The following is an 18,615-nucleotide window of genomic DNA, read 5'->3' on the forward strand; positions in this document are numbered from 1 at the left end:
CAAACGTGCTGGTGAGGGAGAACTTTCCATATGCGGGATCGGCCCGTCAACTCGTGTTTATCGCGGGGTAGAGTGGTCGAAGTGATTGCGAAGCTCCCCGGGAAAGGATCATGGAAGAGTCGATCGAAGGTCAGGTGAACCCCAAGGGGCTCATGGACCGCCTAAACCGCCTGTTCGACACGGTGCACCCGCCCAATCGCGGCCCCTTCAGCAACGCTGAAGTCGCCGAACTGATGGAGAAGCGTGGGCTGGGGAAGTTGTCGGCCCAGTACCTGTGGCTCCTGAGGACGGGGCAGCGGGATAATCCGACGAAGCGTCATCTCGAAGCGCTGGCAGGCTTTTTCGGAGTGGACCCTGCCTATTGGTTCGACGACGTTGTCGCTGAAAAGACCGTGCAGGAGCTTGAGTTGCTCGCGCTGCTTCGCGACGCGAAGATCAAGAACGTTCTTCTTCGACTCTCCGACGTCTCTGCGGATGGAAAGGACGCCATCCTGGGGATCGTTGAGAGTGTGCGGAAATCCGAGGGGTTGCCGCCCTCAACTGGCGTATGAATCGGCCTTAGTTCAGTAAATGATCAAGGAAAAGTAATGTGGTCTGCACGTAGGCTGCGTCGGCCTGACCTCCTGGCCGAGCTGAAGCTCCCGCACGTCACCAATATCCGCGACCTCAGCGACGAGGTCTCTCGCCGCACGGGACGGACGGTGGTCCTGGAGCCCCGGGAGCAGGCGCCCTCGGTGTGCGGGGCATGTGCCGTCACGGAGAGTACCGTCCACGTGTTCTACGACCCATGGACCAGCTCCCTGCACCAGGACCACATCATCGCCCACGAGTTCAGCCACCTCCTGCTTGGCCACCACGAAAACCGACCGGTGTCCGCGCTGGCTCCGGCCTTCATCACCAGCCTGGACCCGGCCACCGTGCAGATGATGCTGGGGCGCACCAAGTACGACGAGGACGAGGAGCGGGACACCGAACTCCTCGCTTCGCTGCTCCAGCACCGGATCATCGACCGGTGGCTGCGAAGCGATGAGTCCTCCGGGGACGAAGTCCAGGACCGAGTCACGCACACGCTTCTGCGTCGACGGGAGGCCCGGTCGTGAAGGACCTGCTTCACCCGATCAGCCTCGTCGTCGCCACGCTCGGCTTCCTCTGCCTCCTGCGGGACGTGCTGACCCGCCGCCGAGACGCCGCCTCCACCGCGCTGGCCGCCGTCTTCCTACTGTCAGGACTGTCGTTCCTGTTCTCCATCGCGCCGATGTGGAACTATCTCGACCGCGTGCTCGGCACCGCCAACCTCTCCGTGCCTCTCGCGCAAGGCTGCGTTGTCGCGCTGCTGGCCTGCCAACAGGTGGTCCTCACCTACTGGGGATCCCCGCCCGAGGTCGCCCGCCAGCGGAGTCGCCGGTGGCTCGGGGCCGGCTTTGCGGTGATCGCAGGGCTGTTGGTGCTGTTCGCCCTGCTGACGCCCAGCGCGCCGCATCCGATCAACTTCACGCTGTACTACGCGCACGACGACTGGTACGCCGGGTACCTCACCCTGTACGTCACGGCCTACACCGTCGGGGAGCTGTTCCTCGCCCGCGCCTGCTGGCGCCTGGCCCGCCGCAGCACCCGTGGATCCGTCAGCCTGGGCCTGCGCATCGTCGCCCTCGGGGCTACCGTCACCCTCGGATACAGCGCAGTCCGCATCGGCGACGTGATCGCCGGCGCCTTCGGCACCTCCCTCGCTGAGTGGGAGGGCTTCGCCTGGACCTGTGGCGATGTCGGCGCAATGCTCACGCTCATTGGCTGGCTCGTGCCCACCATCAGCGACCAAGCCCAGAGCGTCCAATACCGGATCAAGCAGTACCGCAGCTACTACGGCCTGCGCCCCCTGTGGCTGGCGTTCTACAGCGAGGCGCCCGAGATCGAGCTGCCGATCGACCGAGTCGACCCGGCCCAGAGGCGTCGCTTCCGCCGCATCTCGATCCGCCTCTACCGCCGAGCAGTCGAGATCCGGGACGGCCGGTTCGTGATCCGCCAATACCTCGATGCCGCCGTCCGCGAGGCCAGCGAAGCCCACCATCGGGCCCGAGGACTTCACGGCCAGGAGCTGTCTGCAGCCGTCACGGCCGACCAAATCCTCGCCGGAATCGCTGCTCGGGCCGAAGGTGCCCACCCGGCGCCCGACCAGCTCACCGAATTCGCGGACTTCGAACGCCAGACCAGCCGGCCCATGGACGACATCGACGCTCTCCTCGACGTCGCTCGCCACCTGCCCCGCCAGTCGGCACGGGCCCCCCACCTTGAGCGAGTCTCCGCATGACGACCGACCTCACCCGCCAGCCCGCACACGTCCAGCTCCAGGCGCTGGACCGCCGCGAGATCTCCAGCCGTGAGCTGCTCGACCTCCACCTCGCCCGGATCGACGCCAGCCACGTCAACGCCGTCATCACCCGTGACGACAGCGCGGCCCGAGCCGCCGCGCGAGCAGCAGACGAACGCCGCGCCCGCAACGAGAGCAGCGGGACCCTCGACGGCCTTCCCCTCACGATCAAGGACAGCTTCGAGACGGCCGGCCTACGCACCACCAGCGGTGCGGAAGCCCTGGCAGATCACGTACCCGCACGCGACGCCGACGCGGTCGCCCGGCTCCGCCACCAAGGCGCCGTGATCATGGGTAAGACGAACACCCCGGCGTACTGCCAGGACCTGCACACCGACAACAGTCTGTTCGGCCCCACACTCAACCCGCACGACCCCAAGCGCACCGCTGGCGGCTCCTCCGGCGGCCCGGCCGCAGCAGTCGCCGCCCACCTGACCCCCGCCGACCTCGGCAGCGACCTCGCTGGTTCACTTCGGCTTCCGGCTCACTACTGCGGGGTTTATGGCCTGCGCCCCACGCAGGGACTCATCCCGGCTCGCGGTCACATCCCTCGCCCGCCAGGCTGGATCAGCAGCAGCGACATGGTCATCCCCGGCCCTCTTGCACGCCACCCCCGCGACATCGCTCTGCTCCTCGACGCGCTGACGACGCCGTCACCTGTCGAGAACAACCCCTGGCTCGTTAATCTGCCCGCACCGCGCCGCGCAGTCGGCCAGCTCCGCGTGGTGGTGTGGGCCGAGGACACAAGCTGCCCCGTCGACCGCGAAGCTGCCGATGCTCTCACCACCGTCGAGCAGGCACTGGCCTCCGGCGGCACGAACGTCCGCCGCACCGGGGGACCGGTCGGCTTCGCCAGCTCTCTCCGACTCTTCGAGCAGCTCCTTCACGCGACCGCGACGGCCGCCAGCGACGACGAATCCGGTGCGGCCGAGCTCGCGGCGGCGCATGACCTGCAGGAGGATGACGCAAGCCTACGAGCCACCTTCCTCCGCCACCGAACGCAGACACACCGCTCCTGGCTCCGCGCCAACGAGGAGCGCTTCCAGCTTCGGGAGACGTGGCACCGGTTCTTCGCCGACGCCCAGCACGACATTCTCGTCACGCCCGCCGCCCCCACCGCTGCGATCCCAGCTGGCACCCGCTCTCTCACGGTCGACGGCGTCGAGCGCAGCTTCTTCGACCAGACCGGCTGGGCCAACCTCACGAGCCACGTCGGTCTGCCCAGCCTGGTCGTACCCGTTGCGCGGAACGCGGAGGGGCTCCCGATCGGCGTACAGCTTGTGGGACCGATGTACTCGGACCGAACCTTGCTTGCGATGGCCGAATACTTGGCGTCGGAGTTCGGAGAAGTGGCCGGAGCAGTCAGCCTCTGACGCCGCTCGTCAAAGAGGGGACGGGCGCGGCTCGGCGGACCCGGTACTGGCGAGCTCGCCTGTGCAACTGTCGCCATCGCTCCATCTGCCACTCTCTGCAGCTGTGGAGTTTTGGGTAGCCTGACGCCAGCCAGCATGGATCGGCAGGGGGGTAGCCGTGGCGCAGAGGATGGACGGTACGGAGAAGAACCGGCGGAAGCCGCTGCCGGATGTCGCGCGGCAGCTATTCGTCTTCTCCGGGAACGAGTGCGCATGGGGTGACCCAAATTGCACAACACGGCTCGTCACCGCGGAAGACGGCTGGGTGGGGGAGATCGCCCACATCATTGGTGCGGAGCCGACCAGTGCAAGGCATGAAGAGTGGGACGGGAAGGATGTCGATGACCTCCGGCATTTTAGTAATCTGATATTGCTCTGCAAGGTGCATGCCCGGAACATCGATGACAAGAACTCGCGCGACGAGTTCACCGTGGAGTACCTGCGGGCCGTAAAGGAACGTCATGAGGCGCCATACCGATACGGCCTGGAACAACTGGAAGCGGAGTTCAAGGATGCGGTGGCGGGGAACACCGTCATCCCGGCCACGACGATGCGGCGGTACTTCGCCTGGGAGGGCGAGGAATTGGAACCAGAGGAGGAGGCCCAGGTTCTTGCCCTAATCTGCCAGCTCGCGGACCGAGTGAGCACCCTGACCCGGCAATCTCGCCAGGTGCTCGCCCTGGTTGTCAAGGAGAACGAGCCAGATTGTCAGTTCATCGAACGACGTCTGACGGCCGACTCCACGACTCTCATCAGCATCTGCAAGGAATTGGCGGGAATCGAAGCCGCAGAGCTATACGTGGACGAATGGGGCGATGATCTGCCCCGAGTGCTCCTGCGGGGCGGCGCGGTCAGCGGTATCCCCGAAATGTGGGGTCAGCTGCGCGCGTTTACCGAAGCCGAGGGAATCGACCTCAACGAAATTTTCGTCAACCTCGACTTCTCCTTGCTGGACTGACTCCACTGGATCGCGAGATCGTGGAGCCGACTTCAAGGACGACCACACGCCCGATCTGGAGACGCCGCAGCGGGGCCGCCAGCGCATCCCCGGTGCCACCGCTCGTAGAGCCATCACCCTACCGCAGCGGCTTCCGTCGACCCGGCCAAGCCGATCTGCGGCCCCGACGGAGGAGCCATCATGCTGGTCGAGCAATTCGGAGAGTTTAGATACCCGATCACCTATTAATCTCTCGGTGGCATCAGGAGTCGGTGGATTCGACCGACGGCTGTTTCAGTAGCCCGTCCCGCAGCTTCTTCGCAGCAGGTTTCACCTTGTTGTTCCAGAAGGGCTTGACATGAGGGGAGATGAGAAGAGCTCCTACTATGGCTCCGCCGATTGCCAATTCTTTCCAACTTGGCTGAGGGGCGCCGTCATCGCTACTGCCGTCGTAGTCTGCAAAAGGCTCGTACCCGAGAGCTTCCTCTTCTTCAGTGGGAGAGTCTCCTGTGTCGAAGCCTCCGGGGTTAGCTTCCATGTCAGCCTTAAGCGCCGCTGCCGTCTCGTCGCTCCAAGTGCGAGTTTCCCAGCTTCTGTTGTATTGCGCGTAACCGCCTGTTCCGCGCGAGTGGTACTGCTCTTCCGCGTACTGCTTCCCCTTCTCGGTGAGTCCATAAGTGCCGGGGTTCCCGTACAAGTAGCCGTAGTTCTTGAGAAGCTCATTCATTTCGCGAGCCGTTCGGCCAAACTCCCAGCCCAACACCCGTGCTGATTTCCCCATGGATCAGCGCCCCCTCTTCCAGTTCGCAGCAGCCTGCGCGAGGATCGCATCGTACCGGCGTGGCACGTAACGGCGTAAGCCTGACAATCGATGCTCGAGCAAGGTCAGCGGGCTCGGCCGAAGTGGGTCCAGGCCGCGCGGCGATCATCGAGTAAGAGGTGAGTCTTCCAGGATGGGAGCTCTGGCCCCCTACGGCCAACGCACGCTCTACTGTGTCCTGATCGCCGCGCTCGGTATCGACGCCACCATGGACCACGACGCAACAGATCTGATCGGCTCGAGCAGGCTGACACCTACATTGAGTATGTCCGAGCCGTGGTCGCCTGCCCGCTGCATCAGTGTCGACACCCGCCGCGAGCAGGTCCTGCGGCCCCGTTGGGAACGCGTCCGGGCCACTGGAAGACGAGCCTCGCGGAGGGCTTGTCGAGCACGTCGCCGGTAGGCAGTTGCTCGTTCGGGGTGCCGGCCGGGTGGACGGTCATCGGCGGGTAGCCGCTCTCGCGCACTTGCTGGTCCCATGTGCGCACGCAGTCGGCGAAGCGCTCCGCCAGCTCGTCGGCGGCCGGCCCGTAGCCGTGGATGAAGAACTCCGTGAGCCGGTCGGCCGGATCCGGGGCGTCCTTGACCTTACGGTAGGTCAGGTAGGCGAGGGAGCCGTCCGACAGCATCGCCGCCGCGTCCTGCTGCGCGACCAGCGCGGAACCCTTTGAGGTGGCCAGGCGGCAGAACCCCGGCAGCGTGGTCGCTGCGTAGACCTGCAGGGTCTCGAAATTGAAGATGCCGCGGACGACGAGGCCCGTGGTGAGTTCGTGCCGCGGTCCGCGCAGCGCCGCCTCGATCCCGGAGGTACCGTCGGGCTCACCGTCTTCCCACCGCACGGTGACCTCGCCGCCGGCCAGTGGGACGGCGGGTGCGGTACGGGCGGCGGCGCCGCGGTCCCGCACGAACCCGCAGTACGTCCAGTGTTCGCAGTGCAGCACGTCGCCGCGCCGGACGAGGGTGAGGGAGCGGGTGTAGCCGCCCATCTCCAGCGGAACGACCAAGCGCGCCCCCTCGGCGAGTTGCTCCCGCCAGGCCGGGGCGATGTCGGACGCGTTGTGCGTGATCATGATCCCGTCGAATCCCTTGGCGGGGACGTGGCCGGGGGTGCCGAGACCACCGTCGCCGAGGACGGCGGTGACCCGGCCGCTGCCGGCTTCCGCGCACAGCCGCTGAGTGCGGTGCACTACGTACGCGTCGACGTCCACGGTCACCACGCGTCCGCGCTCTCCCAGGACGTGGGCCAGGAGCTCCGCGTTGTATCCGCCGGAGCCGACCTCCAGCACGGTCATTCCCGGCTCAGGCCGGAGTTGCTCGATCATGTCGGCCTGCAGCCAGGCTGCGGAGACGGAGCTGAGCGCGGTCTGGGGCGACTCCCGGACCGTCACCACGGCAAGGTCGTCGTGGTAGGCCGTCTCCAGCGGAGCTTCGGGAACGAACCGGTGCCGGGGGACCTCCCGCAGTGCGGCTTGGACGCGGGGGGAGGGCGCCCAGCCCTTCTCGATGACGGTGTCCGCCATCCGCTCACGCAGCCGCGCGGCCTCGGCCGGCTCCCCGGGCACCGGCGGGACGGCGGCAGAGCACGCGTAGGAGTGCATGGGCGGCAGCCCAGGCAGCACGCCGGGCCACACTGCGGTGAGCGCCTGCGTGGTGGGCGCGAAGATCTTCCCCAGGGTGGCCAGGGCATGGAGGTCGTGCCACTCCCACCGTACTAAGCGGTGCGGCTCGGCCAGGCCGAGTTCACCGCTCCAGGTGGTGACGCGGACCACGGCGGTGATGCGGCGCACGTCGAGGCGGTCGTCGTGGAGCACGGTGATGACGTGAGCGTCTTCCAGGCGCGCCGTCAGCCCGGTCTCCTCCGCCAACTCCCGGACAGCGGCAGCCGGTGCGGCCTCCCCTGTCTCGATCCGGCCCGCCGGCAGTTCCCACATGCCCCGGGTCGAGCGGCCCAGCAGGACACGTCCGGACGCGTCGGTGACCACCACTGCGGCACCGAAAACGGCCTGCGGCTCGGGCCGCCGTTTCTCCTCCGCGCTGAACGAACTGGCCGGCCCGCGCAGGACCAGCACCGCCAGGCCCTGCGCGTCGAACCGCTCAACCTGCTCGAAGCCGTCGGTGAGCGCAGCCAGTTCACTCTCGTCCAGCGCGATGTGGCGTCGCTCCTCCGGGGTGTGCTCCACGACCGGCGTGATGATGACCAGCACCCCGCCCTCGCGCAGACGCGCGGCCAGACGGCGCAGGACACGGGCACGATCGCGGACGAACGCGATGGACAGCCGCAGCACGACCAGGTCGTAGCCGCCCTCCGCGAGGTCTGCCAGGTCGTCGTGCTCCACGTCCACGCACAGCCAGCGCACCGCCTCCGCCTCGGCGTGCTCCGCGCGGGCTCGCTTCAGCGCGCCCTCAGCGAAATCGGCTCCGTCGACGGTGTACCCGAGGGAGGCGAGGTAGCTAGCCAGCTCGCCCGTGCCGCAGCCGACGTCGAGCGCGCGGCCGTCCATGGGTGCCGGCGCGTGCTCGACGAGCAGGCGCTTCTCCTCGTCCCCGAGCCGCCGGAAGCCTCGCCCCTCGGTGTAATGCTCGGACCAGTCAGTCCGGGTGTATCCCACGGATCGCTCCTCGTTCGTGAATGGCGGGGTGGTGGTGCGGTGTCAGGGCAGTTCGATGAGGCCGTAGAAGGCGGTCGGCTGCTTGGTCTGCAGCGCCCAGTACCGGTCTCCGACCGACCAGTGCCACCACTCCGTGCCGTAGTTGATCAAGCCTGCGGAGGACAGCGCGCGGCCCAGCGCGGCCCGGTTTGTGCGGGCCCGGTCGCTGAGGCCGGGTGCGTCGGTGTAGCAGGCGCCGTCGGACTCCTCCGGGGAGGCGTTGACGCGCGTGCCCATGTCCAGCTCGCGGCCCTGGTGGTCGGTCAGCGTCACGTCCACGGCCGCGCCGGCGGAGTGCGGCGCGATCTCCGGAGGCGAAACGAAGCGGCTGGCGGCCTGACGAAGCTCTGCTGGCGGCCACCCGGGGTTGGCGCGGGAGAGCTCCTTCGAGTACTCCTCGAAGTACTGCCGCTGCAGCGCCGGGGGCCGGTACCCGTCGATGAACAGCAACCGCAGCCCGTTGGGCAGCAGTGACTGGGCGTGCAGCAGCCGACTGAGGACTCCGTGCCGGACGTAGGCCCAGGCCCCGGTGGCGTCGCGTTTGCGGTCATCGACCGGCAGGCCGTTTGCGCGGACGTCGACCAAAGCCTCGCCAAGGTCCTGCACGGGGATCGCCGCGACCCTCGAATCGGACATCAACACAATGCCGTCGCTGTTCATGCGTTCCCCCAGCTGTCGACGTATGCGGCCACGCCAGTACGGCGGGCCTCCTCCACCGCGCGGAGTCGCGCGAAGTCGCCTTTCGGCATCAGCGGCTGCCAAAGCTGAAGGGGCAGGACACGGGCCTCGTCGTGCTCGCGCGCGTCGAGCGTGATGGCGCGGATCTGTTCGGCGGTGAGACGCCCGCCGTCGAAGACGAGCTGAAGGGTGCTGTAGGGGCGCTGTGCCCGGGGCTGCCCGTACACGGTGGCCAGCAGCCGGGGCGGACCCTTGACGCTCATGCCGGTCTCCTCCCGGCACTCGCGCACGGCCGCGTCCCAGGGCCGCTCGCCCAGATCCATCGCGCCGCCGATCATGTGCCAGGGATGGGAGGGGGAGTAGACGGAGTGCAGTTGCAGGGGCCGGTCTTCCTCGTCGGTGATGTACAGGCACACGAACGCGACCGCCTTGGGCAGTGATTGGGCGTACTGCTCCGGCGGCACCCACGTCTCCTCCGGCTGCGCGTCGTGCGCCGCGACGGCGCATTCGCTGTGCCGGGTCATCCGCATCAGTGCCGGGCTGCCGCTGAAGCCGAGCTCACGGTACAGCGGCGCAGCCTCCGCGCTGGTGTGCAGCTCGAATAGGGTGATGTGTTCGTCGGCCAGGTGGTCAACGAGCGTGCCGACAACGGCCCGCGCGTAGCCGCGGCGACGGTACTCGGGATGGGTGGCGACCATCTGCACGCGAGCGGCCAGCCCGTGCGGGTAGGACGGCGCCGCAAGAACCGGGTGGATCAGCCCGAGAGCACAGGCGACCGGCCCACCGGTGGGGGAGTCGATGACGAACGCGCGCGCGTCGCCGTCCGGCATCAGACGGACGGCCAGCTCGTCCGCGCACCGCCGGATCCACTGAGCGCTCAGTGGCGTCGACAGGATGTACGCGGAACGCAGCTGGATGATGGCGGCGCCGTCCTGTGGCACAGCCGCGCGCACCAGGAATTTCTCAGCGGCGCGCCGTTCGCCATGCGGGGAGGTGGGATCAGCGTGCACCGGGTTGCTCCTTCGACGAGAGGGTCGCGTCGTGCTTGGCCCGCAGCCGGGCCAGCGTGCGGTGGCCGCGTTCGACCAGCTCGGGATCACCGTGGGCGGCCCCGTACGCGATCCCGCTCACGGAATCGAGAGCTGCGTCGATGACCAGCCGGGCCTCCTCGGCGGCGGTCAGGGACCTGCCGTACCCGGCCAGAAACGCCTCGAAGAGGTCGGGGCGGCCGACCCAGGCGTCGGACAGGCGGACCAGATCCCGTACGGCCGGTCCCGGCTCACTGCGCTCGAGATCGATCACCGCCACGAAGACGTCGGGATCGTCCGCCTCATCTGCGGCGTCGGGGGTGTAGAGGATGTTGCGCAGCTGGAAGTCCCCGTGGGTTTCCACCCATTCCAGCGGCTGCAGATCCTCGGCCCGCCGGACGAGCTTGCGGACGAACTCCTCATCGCCCGGGTTCAGATGGGGCCGCGCTCCGGCCAGGTGCCGGTCGGCCTTGGCAACGGCCGGGCCACTGCCGGCAGGCGCGGGCCGTGCGGGAGAGGACTGGTGGATGCGCCGGGCCAGCGCGCCGATCCGGTGGAAGACCGCCCTCTGCCGATCCGGGGCAAGGACGGCGCCGTGCAGCGGACGGCCCGGCACCGCGGTGAGTACCACCGCCAGCAGCTTCTCGTCGGCGGCAACCAGTCGAGGTGCGGCCGCGCCCAGTGCTGGTGCCCACGTTCGCAGTCCCCGTACTTCCCTGCCGTGGAACTTGTCGTTCTGGTGGACCTTCACGTACCAGGTGCCGCCCTGGATGCCTTGGGCCCGCCAGACACGGCTGTTCTCGCGCGCCCACGACGCATCCGTCCACTCGGTGATCCGACCGACCGCCCGCTCGGCGAACTCCACGACCGCAGCGTCGGGACAGCTGGCGAACGCCCGGCCGGTGACGTCCGGCACGATCCGCAGACGGTCGGTGCCAGAGTCGAAGGCGATGGCGTCCCCGGGCAGTTGGAAGTGGACAGCGAGACGTGCACCGGCGGAGTAGGCGTCTAGGCCAGCCCGGCAGTACGCCACCATCCCGGTAGGAAGGGCGTCCAGGGGCGTCCAGTCCATGGCGTCACAGACGTCCGGCTCCGCGATCCGGGCCGTGCCCTGCCACCGCCGGACCTCGAAGAAGTATCCGGTGCGGGAGGCCCCTCCGGGGCTGCGGTGGTGCACGGTCACGGCGGCCCGCACGTCGGCCGGATCGATGACGACACCGGTCTCCTCCCGCGCCTCGCGCACCAGGGCGGCGACGACGTCCTCGTGCGGACCGTCCAGATGCCCCGAGGGCAGGTGCCACAGGCCGGCGGCGTACACCTGGCCGGCCCGCCGCGACAACAGAACCTCCGGACCTGCCGCGCTCTCCCGCCGCAAGATCAGATGGACGTCCACCGGCTCGGTGTGCCGCTGCCCGCCGCTCACCGCGCATCACCCGGACGCCGGGCGAGTAGGACCGTGAACACGGCCTCCTCCAGCAGCGATCCGCTGGCTGCGAGCTCGTTGAGCAGCGCCCGGGCCTCGTCCTCGAACGCCGCGTGCCGCTCCCCGAAGAGCTCGGCCCCGGCGAAGGACGTGGTGCGCAGGTAGCCGAGCACCCCCTCCGGCGTCCAGGAACGCGTGACGGGGACGCGGTGCTCGGTCGCCTCGCTCCACGCCGAGTCGGCGAGGTCCTCCTGGAACGGGCGGACGGGCTCGAGGTAGTCGCCGAGCACTCCGGCGCGACGCCTGGGCCCCAGGTAGCCCTGGATCAGGTCGCGCAGTGCCCGGGTCCAGTCGGCCTCGTACGTCCATAGGCTGCCGTCCCCCATGATCGCCAGTGTGGCCTGCGGGGCGGCGATCCGGTGCGCCATCGCCAGCACGTCCGGGCCGCTCATCCAGTGGTAGGCCCGGCAGCAGGTGATCAAGTCCGGCGTCCATCTATCCTCCCCGGGCAGAGGGGCGAGGGGCGCGTAGACGTCGGCGGAGGTTTGGACGAGGTTGAGGGTGCAGTCCCCGAGCAGGGGCGTGAGCGCGGCCCGGGCCTGGTCGAGCATTGGCCGGCTCCAGTCGACGCCTTCGATGTACGCGAGAGTGGGGAGAGCTTTCAGCAGTGCCCGGGGGACTTGTCCGGTGCCGGTGCCCAGGTCCAGCAGTGTTGGATCGGGAAGGTCCCGGACGGTGTCGGCCAGCAGCTGGGCAGCTTCGGCGGGCACACCCGGCCGGTAGCGGTCGTACTCGGCGGCGGCCGCCGCGAATAGTGCTTCGTGGCCCGCAGGCAGGCTCGGGGAGGGATCGTCGGGATAGGTCACGCGGATGCTCCCTCGTCGAGCGCACGGCGGGTGGGAAGGCGCCAGGACAGACGGCCGCACGCGGATACGGCCCGCTGGCCACCGTCCGGCTCGAAGAGGAGGCGGTATCGGCTGGGGCTGCCGGCCGCCTGCCACCGGACGGCCAGGTCCTGGAGTTCCTTCCAGATGTCGCGCGGACCGTGGGTGGTGACGTTCCAACGAGAGCGCCCCACCGGCTCCACCCGTAGCCAGGATCCGCAGGCGGGCGCGCCGATCACCAGGTGCTCGGCGCCGAAGTCGCGCACCAGCCCACCGAGCAGGTGGTCTGCGGCCAGCCACAGGCCCCGGTCGGTGTCCGCAGGCGGCACCAGCATGCTCCGCTGCGTCCAGGTGCCCGGCTCGGCGGCGATGCGCTGCCGGAAGTCCTCGCTGAGCCAGATCCGTTCCATTCCGTGCCCGGCTCGGTGGGCGAACTCCACCGCCCGCAGCTCTCCGGTGATCTGCCCGCCGTCGTTGCGCTCCACGACGGCGAGGGCGGGCCACGACGGTGACGCGCTGGTCACGTGCGCCAGCAGTTTGCCGCCAGGGGCGAGCTGCTTGACGAGGGCCGCCGGCACACGCCCCACCGCGTACGACACGAAAACGCGGTCGAACTTCCGCCCCGGTAGACCCTGTTCGCCGGACCCGCACACCACCTCCGGTCGGAAGTCCAGGTCGGCCAGCCGGACCCTGGCCGCGTCGGTGAGGTGTCGGTCCCGGTCGAGGCTGACCACCTCTTGGTCGCCGCAGACCTGGCAGGCCACCGCGGCGGTCACCCCCGCGCCCGTCCCGACATCCAACACCCGCTGACCCGGGCGTAGATCCAGCTCCTCCAGCAGCGAGGCGGTCAGACCCATCACCGTCGACATCGACGTGATCGACGCCCCCGACCGCGTCCCGCGCACCCGGCCCATCAGGGGCTCACCGTCGTGCTGGACGAGCACACTGGCCCCGCCGTACAGCAGCCCGAGCAACTCGGGACGGTCCTGCGGCGCCGACCAGTCCAGCAGGTCCCACCGCGGCGGCTCCTCACCCGGGGCGCTGCGCCGCACGTACGCCTGCGGCATCAGTACCTCGCGGGGCAGCGTGAGCAGAGCGTCGCGCACCGGCCCGGGCCGTAGCCCGTGCTTCTTCTCCAGCTCGGCGACCATTGCTGCGCGCGCGTCGACCGGATTCACTTCGGCAGCCGAAGGTCGGTTGCTGTCGGCCGGCCGTCCTGCTCGCCCTGGTGTCCGGCCGGCCGTGACTGGGCTCGCGTCCAGGGCCCTCATCGCCCGTCCCACCCCATCTGCGAGTACAAGCGCCCGGCGAGCACTCCGTCGATCGCCTGGCGGGTGTAGGGCACGACGGCGGCCGGGAGATCCTTCGGGTTCCACCACCGCCACTCCACGCACCGGTCGGGCTCCAGGACGACTGGGGTGCCGGACCAGGTGCGGGCCCGGAAGACGAGGCCGATACGCGGGCGGGCGGACGGCGAGTCCACGAGGTGGACGAGGTGCACGAGCTCGACGTCGCCCGGCTCGATGATCAGCCCCCCTTCCTCCTGAGCCTCCCGGATCAGGCAGCTGATCGCTTCTTCCCGCTCGCAGTGCCCGGCCAGGAAGTGCCACGTGTTGCCCGCGTATGCCGAGTCCGGGTGACGCAGGCCGAGGAGGATCCGGCCGCGGTTGTCCTCCAGGTAGAGGTGGACACCCACGATGTGGAGCTCGGTCCCCTCCGGCGCCTCGTCACGCAGCAGCCAGGCCGTGGCCGGCGGACTGCCGGCGGGGGGATGCTCTGCCGCGTGCCGGCGGACCAGGTCACCGAGACCGGGGCTCAGGTGCAGCTGCTCCAGCGTGTCCGGGGTGAACCACCGCAGCAGCACGCCCTCTTGCAGCGCCACCGTCTCCGGATCACCGCTCCAGCGGCCCACGAAGACCTGGATCGGCACCGCGAAGCCGTCGACGCTCGTCGCCTCCTCCAGGGCATACGGCGTCAGGCCATTCACCTCCAGGCCCGGGACCTCTTCGGCGAGCTCCCGCCGCAAGGTCGCCTCCAGGTTGACGTCCTCCACCGTACGGCCGCCGCCGAGGAGAGCGAACGTGCCAGGGGCCCAGATGCCTTCACGCTGGTCACGCAGGTGAAGCAGGTATCTGCCGTGGCCGTCGTGGATCAGCGCGGAGGCGTTAACGGGCTCTGGCCGCCCGTCGAGGCCCTGGTCTCGGGCGTCCAGGAGCTTGGCACGCAAGGTCGGGGACCTGACGTCGGCGAACTCGAGCCACCGGGCGCCGGCAACCTCATCGTCCTGCAATGTGAGCTCGGGGTGCTGCTCGGGCACGAGATAGAAGACGAAGCGGAAGTCGAAGTGCTGGTGGGAGCCTTCGCCCTTGGCGGGGTTCGCGTCGATGTCGTGGACGTCGATGTCGATCGGAGCCCCGAGGAACTGCGGAGTCAGGCACAGGTCGCCCGGCCGGATGCCGGTCTCCTCGCACGCCTCCCGCAGCGCCGCGGCCAGGAGCGTCCGGTCGTCCTCGACATGGCCGCCCGGAGCGAGGAGCAGCCCCGTGACCTTGTGGCCGATGTGCAGAACGCGTTGTTCCCGGTCGATGACCGCCGCGCTGCAAGTGACGTGACCGGGGAGCGTGGCACGGCTGGCCGGGGCGTCGGCTCCGTCCAGGAGGGACAACAGCCCGGCTAGGGAATCCCGCTCGTGCGGATGCCGGGCCAGGTACGCCTCGGCGGTCGCGCGGATGTGGGAACGGGTGAGCGGCACGTCATCACCTCGGGACGGCATGGGAAGGGCGGGGTCGTCCGCGGCCGTGGGTGCGGCTGCTTCGGCGGGGCGTACTGAGATGGCGCCGGGGCCGCTCACGCGGGGGTCTCGCGCTTCTCGCCGTCCGGCTCGGACGTGATCTGGTAGGACAGCAACTGCTGGAACAGACCCGGCTGTTGCGAGAGCTGGGCGTAGGTGCCCTCCTGGACGATTTTGCCGTCGTCGAGGACCACGATGCGGTCGGCGATGGCGACATTGGTGATGCGGTGGGTCACCAGCAACACCGCCCGGTCCCGGGCGAGGTTTCGCAGCCGCTGGAAGATGCGGTACTCGGCGCGGGGATCCAGGTTCGCCGTCGGCTCGTCGAGGACCAGCAGACCGGCCTGGCGGAAGAACGCTCTCGCCAGGGCGATGCGCTGCCACTGGCCGCCGCTCAATTCCTCCCCGTTGAGCCACTCGCGGGCCAGGAGGGTGTCCAGGCCGGCACCGAGCTTGTCGACGACTTCGTCGGCGTCGGCCGCCTCGCACGCCTCGCGGACCGCCGCGTCGCCGCGCGCCGTGGGCTGGCCCTGGGTCACGTTCTCGCGCACGGTCAGCGGCCAGTGCGCGTAGTTCTGCGGCACGAGGGCGACCTGCTGCCACAGGGCCTGCGGATCGGCGTCGCCGGTGGGGACGCCGTCCCACAGCACCTGCCCGCCTGTGGGCAGGTAGAGACCGCTGACCAGCTTCGACAGCGTCGACTTGCCCGAGCCGTTGAAGCCCACCAGCGCGGTGACCTCACCCCGGCGCAAGGTGAGGGAGACGTCGGACAGCGCGTCGCGGTCCTTGCCGGCGTACCGGTGGGTGACCGACTTGACCTCGATCGTCTCCGGCGGCTCAGGGCGGTGCGGACCCCGGCGCATGCGGAAGCCGCCGGCCTTGTCCAGGAAGCCGCTCCAGTCGTCCATGTACAGCCCCGTCCGCACGGCGCGCGCACCGACAGCCACCAGACCGTGGACCGACATACCTACCGTCTGCAGGGCGAAGACGGCCGTCCCGGCATGCCCGACGGTGATACGGCCGGTCGCGAGCAGCCACACGACCGCCGCCCATACCACCGCCGACCCCAGCCCTCCGCACACCGCGCCGACCAGGGACATCCGGGCGCCCTTGTCGGCCGCGGCCCGGTCCTCGCGGTTGATCCGGGCGACGGTGTGCCGGTACCGGCCGGACAGGAAGCCGGCCATGGTGCCGGCGCGGATCTGGTCGGCGGCGTCCTTGGTGTAGATGTGCCAGCGCAGCACCGACAGCATCCGGTTGTCGCCGTTGCTGCGGAGGTTCGCCAGGTACCGGACGCGCGCAGCGCTCACCTGGGCCAGGGCCTGCGGCAGGCTGGCTGCGACGAGGAGGGGGAGAAGGACCCAGTGCACGCCGGTCAGCACGATCGCCCCGGCGAGGAAGCTGGCGCCCGACGCGATCAAGTCCTGGCCCTCGTTGATCAGGTCGCCGGTGACCTGGGCGCCGCGGTCGGCGGCTTCCCGGTCACGGTTGAAGTCGGGGTCGTCGTACGCGCACAGCTCGACCTCGGCGCAGCCGGTCAGCAGCATCTGCTCGGCCTCGCGTGACATCAGCGGGCCCAGCCGGGAGGACAGCCAGTTGACGGTGATTCCGAGGAGCGCGCGCACGCCGGCGGCACCGGCGAGCAGGGCGACGGAGGGCCATGCCTGAAGGAGCCGGTGGTAGACGTCTCCGCTGCGCAGCAGGGCGGTCAGGGTGCCGGCGATGGCGACCAGGCCCAGGGCCTGCATCACGCCGGTGACGGTCTGGCACAGCAGGAGGCCGACGGTTGCTCGTCGGTCGACGCGCCAGGCGAGAGCCAGCGAGCGGCGCACCAGTTGCGGCAGGCGGCGGGCCATGTCGCGCATCCGGATTGAGCGGCCGGCTGCTTCGCGGCTGCCGGTCAGGTCGACGTACCGCATCTGCGGCTCGGGAGCCGGCGTGGGCGAAGTGCCGCTCGGCGAGGGTGCGGGCGTTCTGGCGGACGGCGCGGAGGGGGACGCTGCGGGGGTGGTGCGCGGTCCCGGAACACTGTCGGCTGATGCATCGGTGGGCTCACTCATGCCGCCCACCCCGTATCCGGACGTGCTGAGCTGAGCTTGTCGTCAACGCTGTGCGTGATCACGCCGGGCCGCCGTTCGATTCCGGGAGGCTGCTGCAAGGGGGCAGGGGTGGGATGCATGGCGTGTCCTCCGTCTGGGCGTCGGTGTGGCACTGATGCTCTAAAAACGCACTGGACCTGGTCCCGTCACGGCCCGATCGGAGGGCATTTGGTGAACGGGAGTTCTAATGCCAGGAGCAGGGCAGGCGGGCTCTGGGCGGTCGCGACTCAAACTCGTTCGATCAGGGCGGTTCACTCCTTCAGGGGGTTGCGGACAGCACGGACCGGGCCGCCGCGGAAGTCCGCGGCGGCCGTGCGGTAGGTGTTCAGAGCAGGACCGGCGGGAGGGTGTCAGGCGTTGAGGACGGTGAAGGCGACGGAGGGGAAGCGGCGGCCGTTGACCTGGAGGGCGAGGGAGTAGGAGCCCGGTGAGACCTTCCACCGTGCGGTCGAGCGCAGCGGGTGCGCCTTGGCGAGCCGCAGTGCCTGGCCCGCTTCGGCTGTGGCACGCCGCAGGAAGGAGACCTTCTCCCGCGGCTGGCCATTCTGCCCCGTGGTGGCGATCACGATCATCACGTGGACTGGTGCGGTGGCGGTGGCAGTGAGAGCGGCGGAGAAGTTCAGGGTGTCGCCGTCGCGGAGTTCGGTGCGCTCCAGGACGAGGGGGGTGAGCGCGATGGGCGCGTCGTGGGCGTAGCCGAGGATGGCGTAGGCGGGCGGCCAACCCTCCTTCAGCCGGTTGCGCAGGGCACCCCGGGCGATGAAGGCGAAGTGCTCGTCTGCGAGTCGGCCCGACTGCTTCCACCGCTGAAAGGTGGTCACCACGAGGTCGGGCTGGCTGGCGGCGATGTCGCTGAGGTGGTTGGCGACGGAGGTGCGGACATAGAGGTGAGCGTCGCCGTAGAGCTGATCGAGGACGGGCAGTGCCGCGTCGACGGGCATCTGGATCCGTGGGGCCCAGGGCAGCAGGGGCCGGGTGGCCTCGCTCGCCAGTCTGCGCACCCGGAAGTCCTCGTCGCGGGTCCACGCGCCGACGGCCTTCATTGTCTCGTCGGGGAAGTCGGCGAGAAAGTGCCGCACCGGGAGCTCGGCGGAAAAGTACCCCGTCATGCGGGCCAGAGCGGCGAGCGCCTGGTCCAGGTGCTCAGCGGTACGCAGGTAGCGGGAGACGTAGTCGGAGTGGGGCGAGTAGATGTGCAGGCCGAAGTCATTGGTCACGCCGGCGGCCTCGGGCGTCGGTGGGAGGGAGCGCAGCAGGATGTCGAGCGCGTCGGGGCCGGTGACCGGAAGGTGGGCGTGCAGGCCCTCGCTGGTGCGGGCGATCCGGCCGCTGAGCTCCAGCCGGGGAAGGTCGGCCGTCACCGACTTCACGAAGCTGTCGACGTCGAACTCGGGGCAGGCCGAATGGACTTCGCGGCCGATGCGGGCGATGCGCTCGGCGTTGAGGGCGGTCTCTTTCAGGGGAACCTTCACGGTCATGGGCAAACCCTAGGGCTGACTACGGGGCCGCCCTCGTGTTCTCGCCGCAGGT

15 protein-coding genes are annotated in these 18,615 nt (G+C 69.4%); 5 read left to right on the forward strand and 10 right to left on the reverse strand.

The window, feature by feature from the left end; translation table 11 throughout:
- Positions 1 to 110 precede the first annotated feature (110 nt).
- The 5 genes from QFZ64_RS28645 to QFZ64_RS28665 all read left to right on the forward strand — a co-directional run bounded on the left by QFZ64_RS28645 (position 111) and on the right by QFZ64_RS28665 (position 4,735).
- Complete coding sequence (locus tag QFZ64_RS28645) at positions 111 to 551, forward strand: XRE family transcriptional regulator (protein ID WP_261994384.1); 441 nt, start codon at positions 111 to 113, stop codon at positions 549 to 551.
- Between the two features lie 36 nt (positions 552 to 587).
- Positions 588 to 1,100: a hypothetical protein gene (locus tag QFZ64_RS28650; RefSeq protein WP_261994385.1), complete on the forward strand. Its 513-nt coding sequence runs from the start codon at positions 588 to 590 to the stop codon at positions 1,098 to 1,100.
- Positions 1,097 to 2,305, forward strand: a complete 1,209-nt coding sequence (locus QFZ64_RS28655; protein WP_307070391.1) for an MAB_1171c family putative transporter — start codon at positions 1,097 to 1,099, stop codon at positions 2,303 to 2,305. The genes QFZ64_RS28650 and QFZ64_RS28655 overlap by 4 nt, the downstream gene beginning before the upstream one ends.
- Positions 2,302 to 3,738 (forward strand): amidase family protein, encoded by a 1,437-nt coding sequence (locus QFZ64_RS28660; protein WP_148007424.1) that lies wholly within the window; start codon positions 2,302 to 2,304, stop codon positions 3,736 to 3,738. The genes QFZ64_RS28655 and QFZ64_RS28660 overlap by 4 nt, the downstream gene beginning before the upstream one ends.
- A 157-nt stretch (positions 3,739 to 3,895) precedes the next feature.
- Entirely contained in the window at positions 3,896 to 4,735 is an 840-nt protein-coding gene (locus QFZ64_RS28665; RefSeq protein WP_148007425.1) for a hypothetical protein, read from the forward strand.
- A gap of 241 nt (positions 4,736 to 4,976) precedes the next feature.
- On the opposite strand, the gene QFZ64_RS28670 is transcribed toward QFZ64_RS28665, so the two are convergent.
- From QFZ64_RS28670 to QFZ64_RS28715, 10 genes are all read right to left on the reverse strand, one after another.
- Positions 4,977 to 5,441: a hypothetical protein gene (locus tag QFZ64_RS28670; RefSeq protein ID WP_148007426.1), complete on the reverse strand. Its 465-nt coding sequence runs from the start codon at positions 5,439 to 5,441 to the stop codon at positions 4,977 to 4,979.
- Between the two features lie 389 nt (positions 5,442 to 5,830).
- Entirely contained in the window at positions 5,831 to 8,143 is a 2,313-nt protein-coding gene (gene fxlM, locus QFZ64_RS28675) for a methyltransferase, FxLD system (RefSeq protein WP_307070392.1), read from the reverse strand.
- 42 nt (positions 8,144 to 8,185) lie between these two features.
- Positions 8,186 to 8,818 (reverse strand): M15 family metallopeptidase, encoded by a 633-nt coding sequence (locus QFZ64_RS28680; RefSeq protein ID WP_307070393.1) that lies wholly within the window; start codon positions 8,816 to 8,818, stop codon positions 8,186 to 8,188.
- 20 nt (positions 8,819 to 8,838) lie between these two features.
- Positions 8,839 to 9,870 (reverse strand): GNAT family N-acetyltransferase, encoded by a 1,032-nt coding sequence (locus QFZ64_RS28685; RefSeq protein ID WP_307070394.1) that lies wholly within the window; start codon positions 9,868 to 9,870, stop codon positions 8,839 to 8,841.
- A complete protein-coding gene (locus QFZ64_RS28690) occupies positions 9,860 to 11,311 on the reverse strand; it encodes a phosphotransferase (RefSeq protein ID WP_307070395.1) in 1,452 nt (483 codons plus the stop codon). Before QFZ64_RS28690 ends, QFZ64_RS28685 begins: the two co-directional genes overlap by 11 nt.
- Complete coding sequence (locus tag QFZ64_RS28695) at positions 11,308 to 12,177, reverse strand: class I SAM-dependent methyltransferase (protein ID WP_261994387.1); 870 nt, start codon at positions 12,175 to 12,177, stop codon at positions 11,308 to 11,310. Before QFZ64_RS28695 ends, QFZ64_RS28690 begins: the two co-directional genes overlap by 4 nt.
- Complete coding sequence (locus tag QFZ64_RS28700) at positions 12,174 to 13,373, reverse strand: protein-L-isoaspartate O-methyltransferase (protein WP_307070396.1); 1,200 nt, start codon at positions 13,371 to 13,373, stop codon at positions 12,174 to 12,176. Before QFZ64_RS28700 ends, QFZ64_RS28695 begins: the two co-directional genes overlap by 4 nt.
- Positions 13,374 to 13,462: 89 nt before the next feature.
- Positions 13,463 to 14,947 (reverse strand): NUDIX domain-containing protein, encoded by a 1,485-nt coding sequence (locus QFZ64_RS28705; RefSeq protein ID WP_307070397.1) that lies wholly within the window; start codon positions 14,945 to 14,947, stop codon positions 13,463 to 13,465.
- Between the two features lie 95 nt (positions 14,948 to 15,042).
- Positions 15,043 to 16,905 carry an ABC transporter ATP-binding protein gene (locus QFZ64_RS28710; protein ID WP_148007433.1) on the reverse strand — a complete coding sequence of 621 codons (1,863 nt, stop codon included), beginning with the start codon at positions 16,903 to 16,905 and terminating at the stop codon, positions 15,043 to 15,045.
- 530 nt (positions 16,906 to 17,435) lie between these two features.
- Positions 17,436 to 18,563 (reverse strand): hypothetical protein, encoded by a 1,128-nt coding sequence (locus tag QFZ64_RS28715; protein WP_148007434.1) that lies wholly within the window; start codon positions 18,561 to 18,563, stop codon positions 17,436 to 17,438.
- Between the last annotated feature and the right edge of the window lie 52 nt (positions 18,564 to 18,615).

Origin of the sequence: Streptomyces sp. B3I8 (assembly GCF_030816915.1) — a bacterium.
GTDB lineage: Bacteria > Actinomycetota > Actinomycetes > Streptomycetales > Streptomycetaceae > Streptomyces.

Bases quoted from the DNA above. Each gene is read 5' to 3' on its own strand.
- QFZ64_RS28660 (WP_148007424.1), top strand. From the start codon at position 2,302: ATGACGACCGACCTCACCCGCCAGCCCGCACACGTCCAGCTCCAGGCG.
- QFZ64_RS28645 (WP_261994384.1), top strand. From the start codon at position 111: ATGGAAGAGTCGATCGAAGGTCAGGTGAACCCCAAGGGGCTCATGGAC.
- QFZ64_RS28710 (WP_148007433.1), bottom strand. From the start codon at position 16,905: ATGCGGTACGTCGACCTGACCGGCAGCCGCGAAGCAGCCGGCCGCTCA.
- QFZ64_RS28680 (WP_307070393.1), bottom strand. From the start codon at position 8,818: ATGTCCGATTCGAGGGTCGCGGCGATCCCCGTGCAGGACCTTGGCGAG.
- QFZ64_RS28715 (WP_148007434.1), bottom strand. From the start codon at position 18,563: ATGACCGTGAAGGTTCCCCTGAAAGAGACCGCCCTCAACGCCGAGCGC.
- QFZ64_RS28650 (WP_261994385.1), top strand. From the start codon at position 588: ATGTGGTCTGCACGTAGGCTGCGTCGGCCTGACCTCCTGGCCGAGCTG.
- QFZ64_RS28670 (WP_148007426.1), bottom strand. From the start codon at position 5,441: ATGAATGAGCTTCTCAAGAACTACGGCTACTTGTACGGGAACCCCGGC.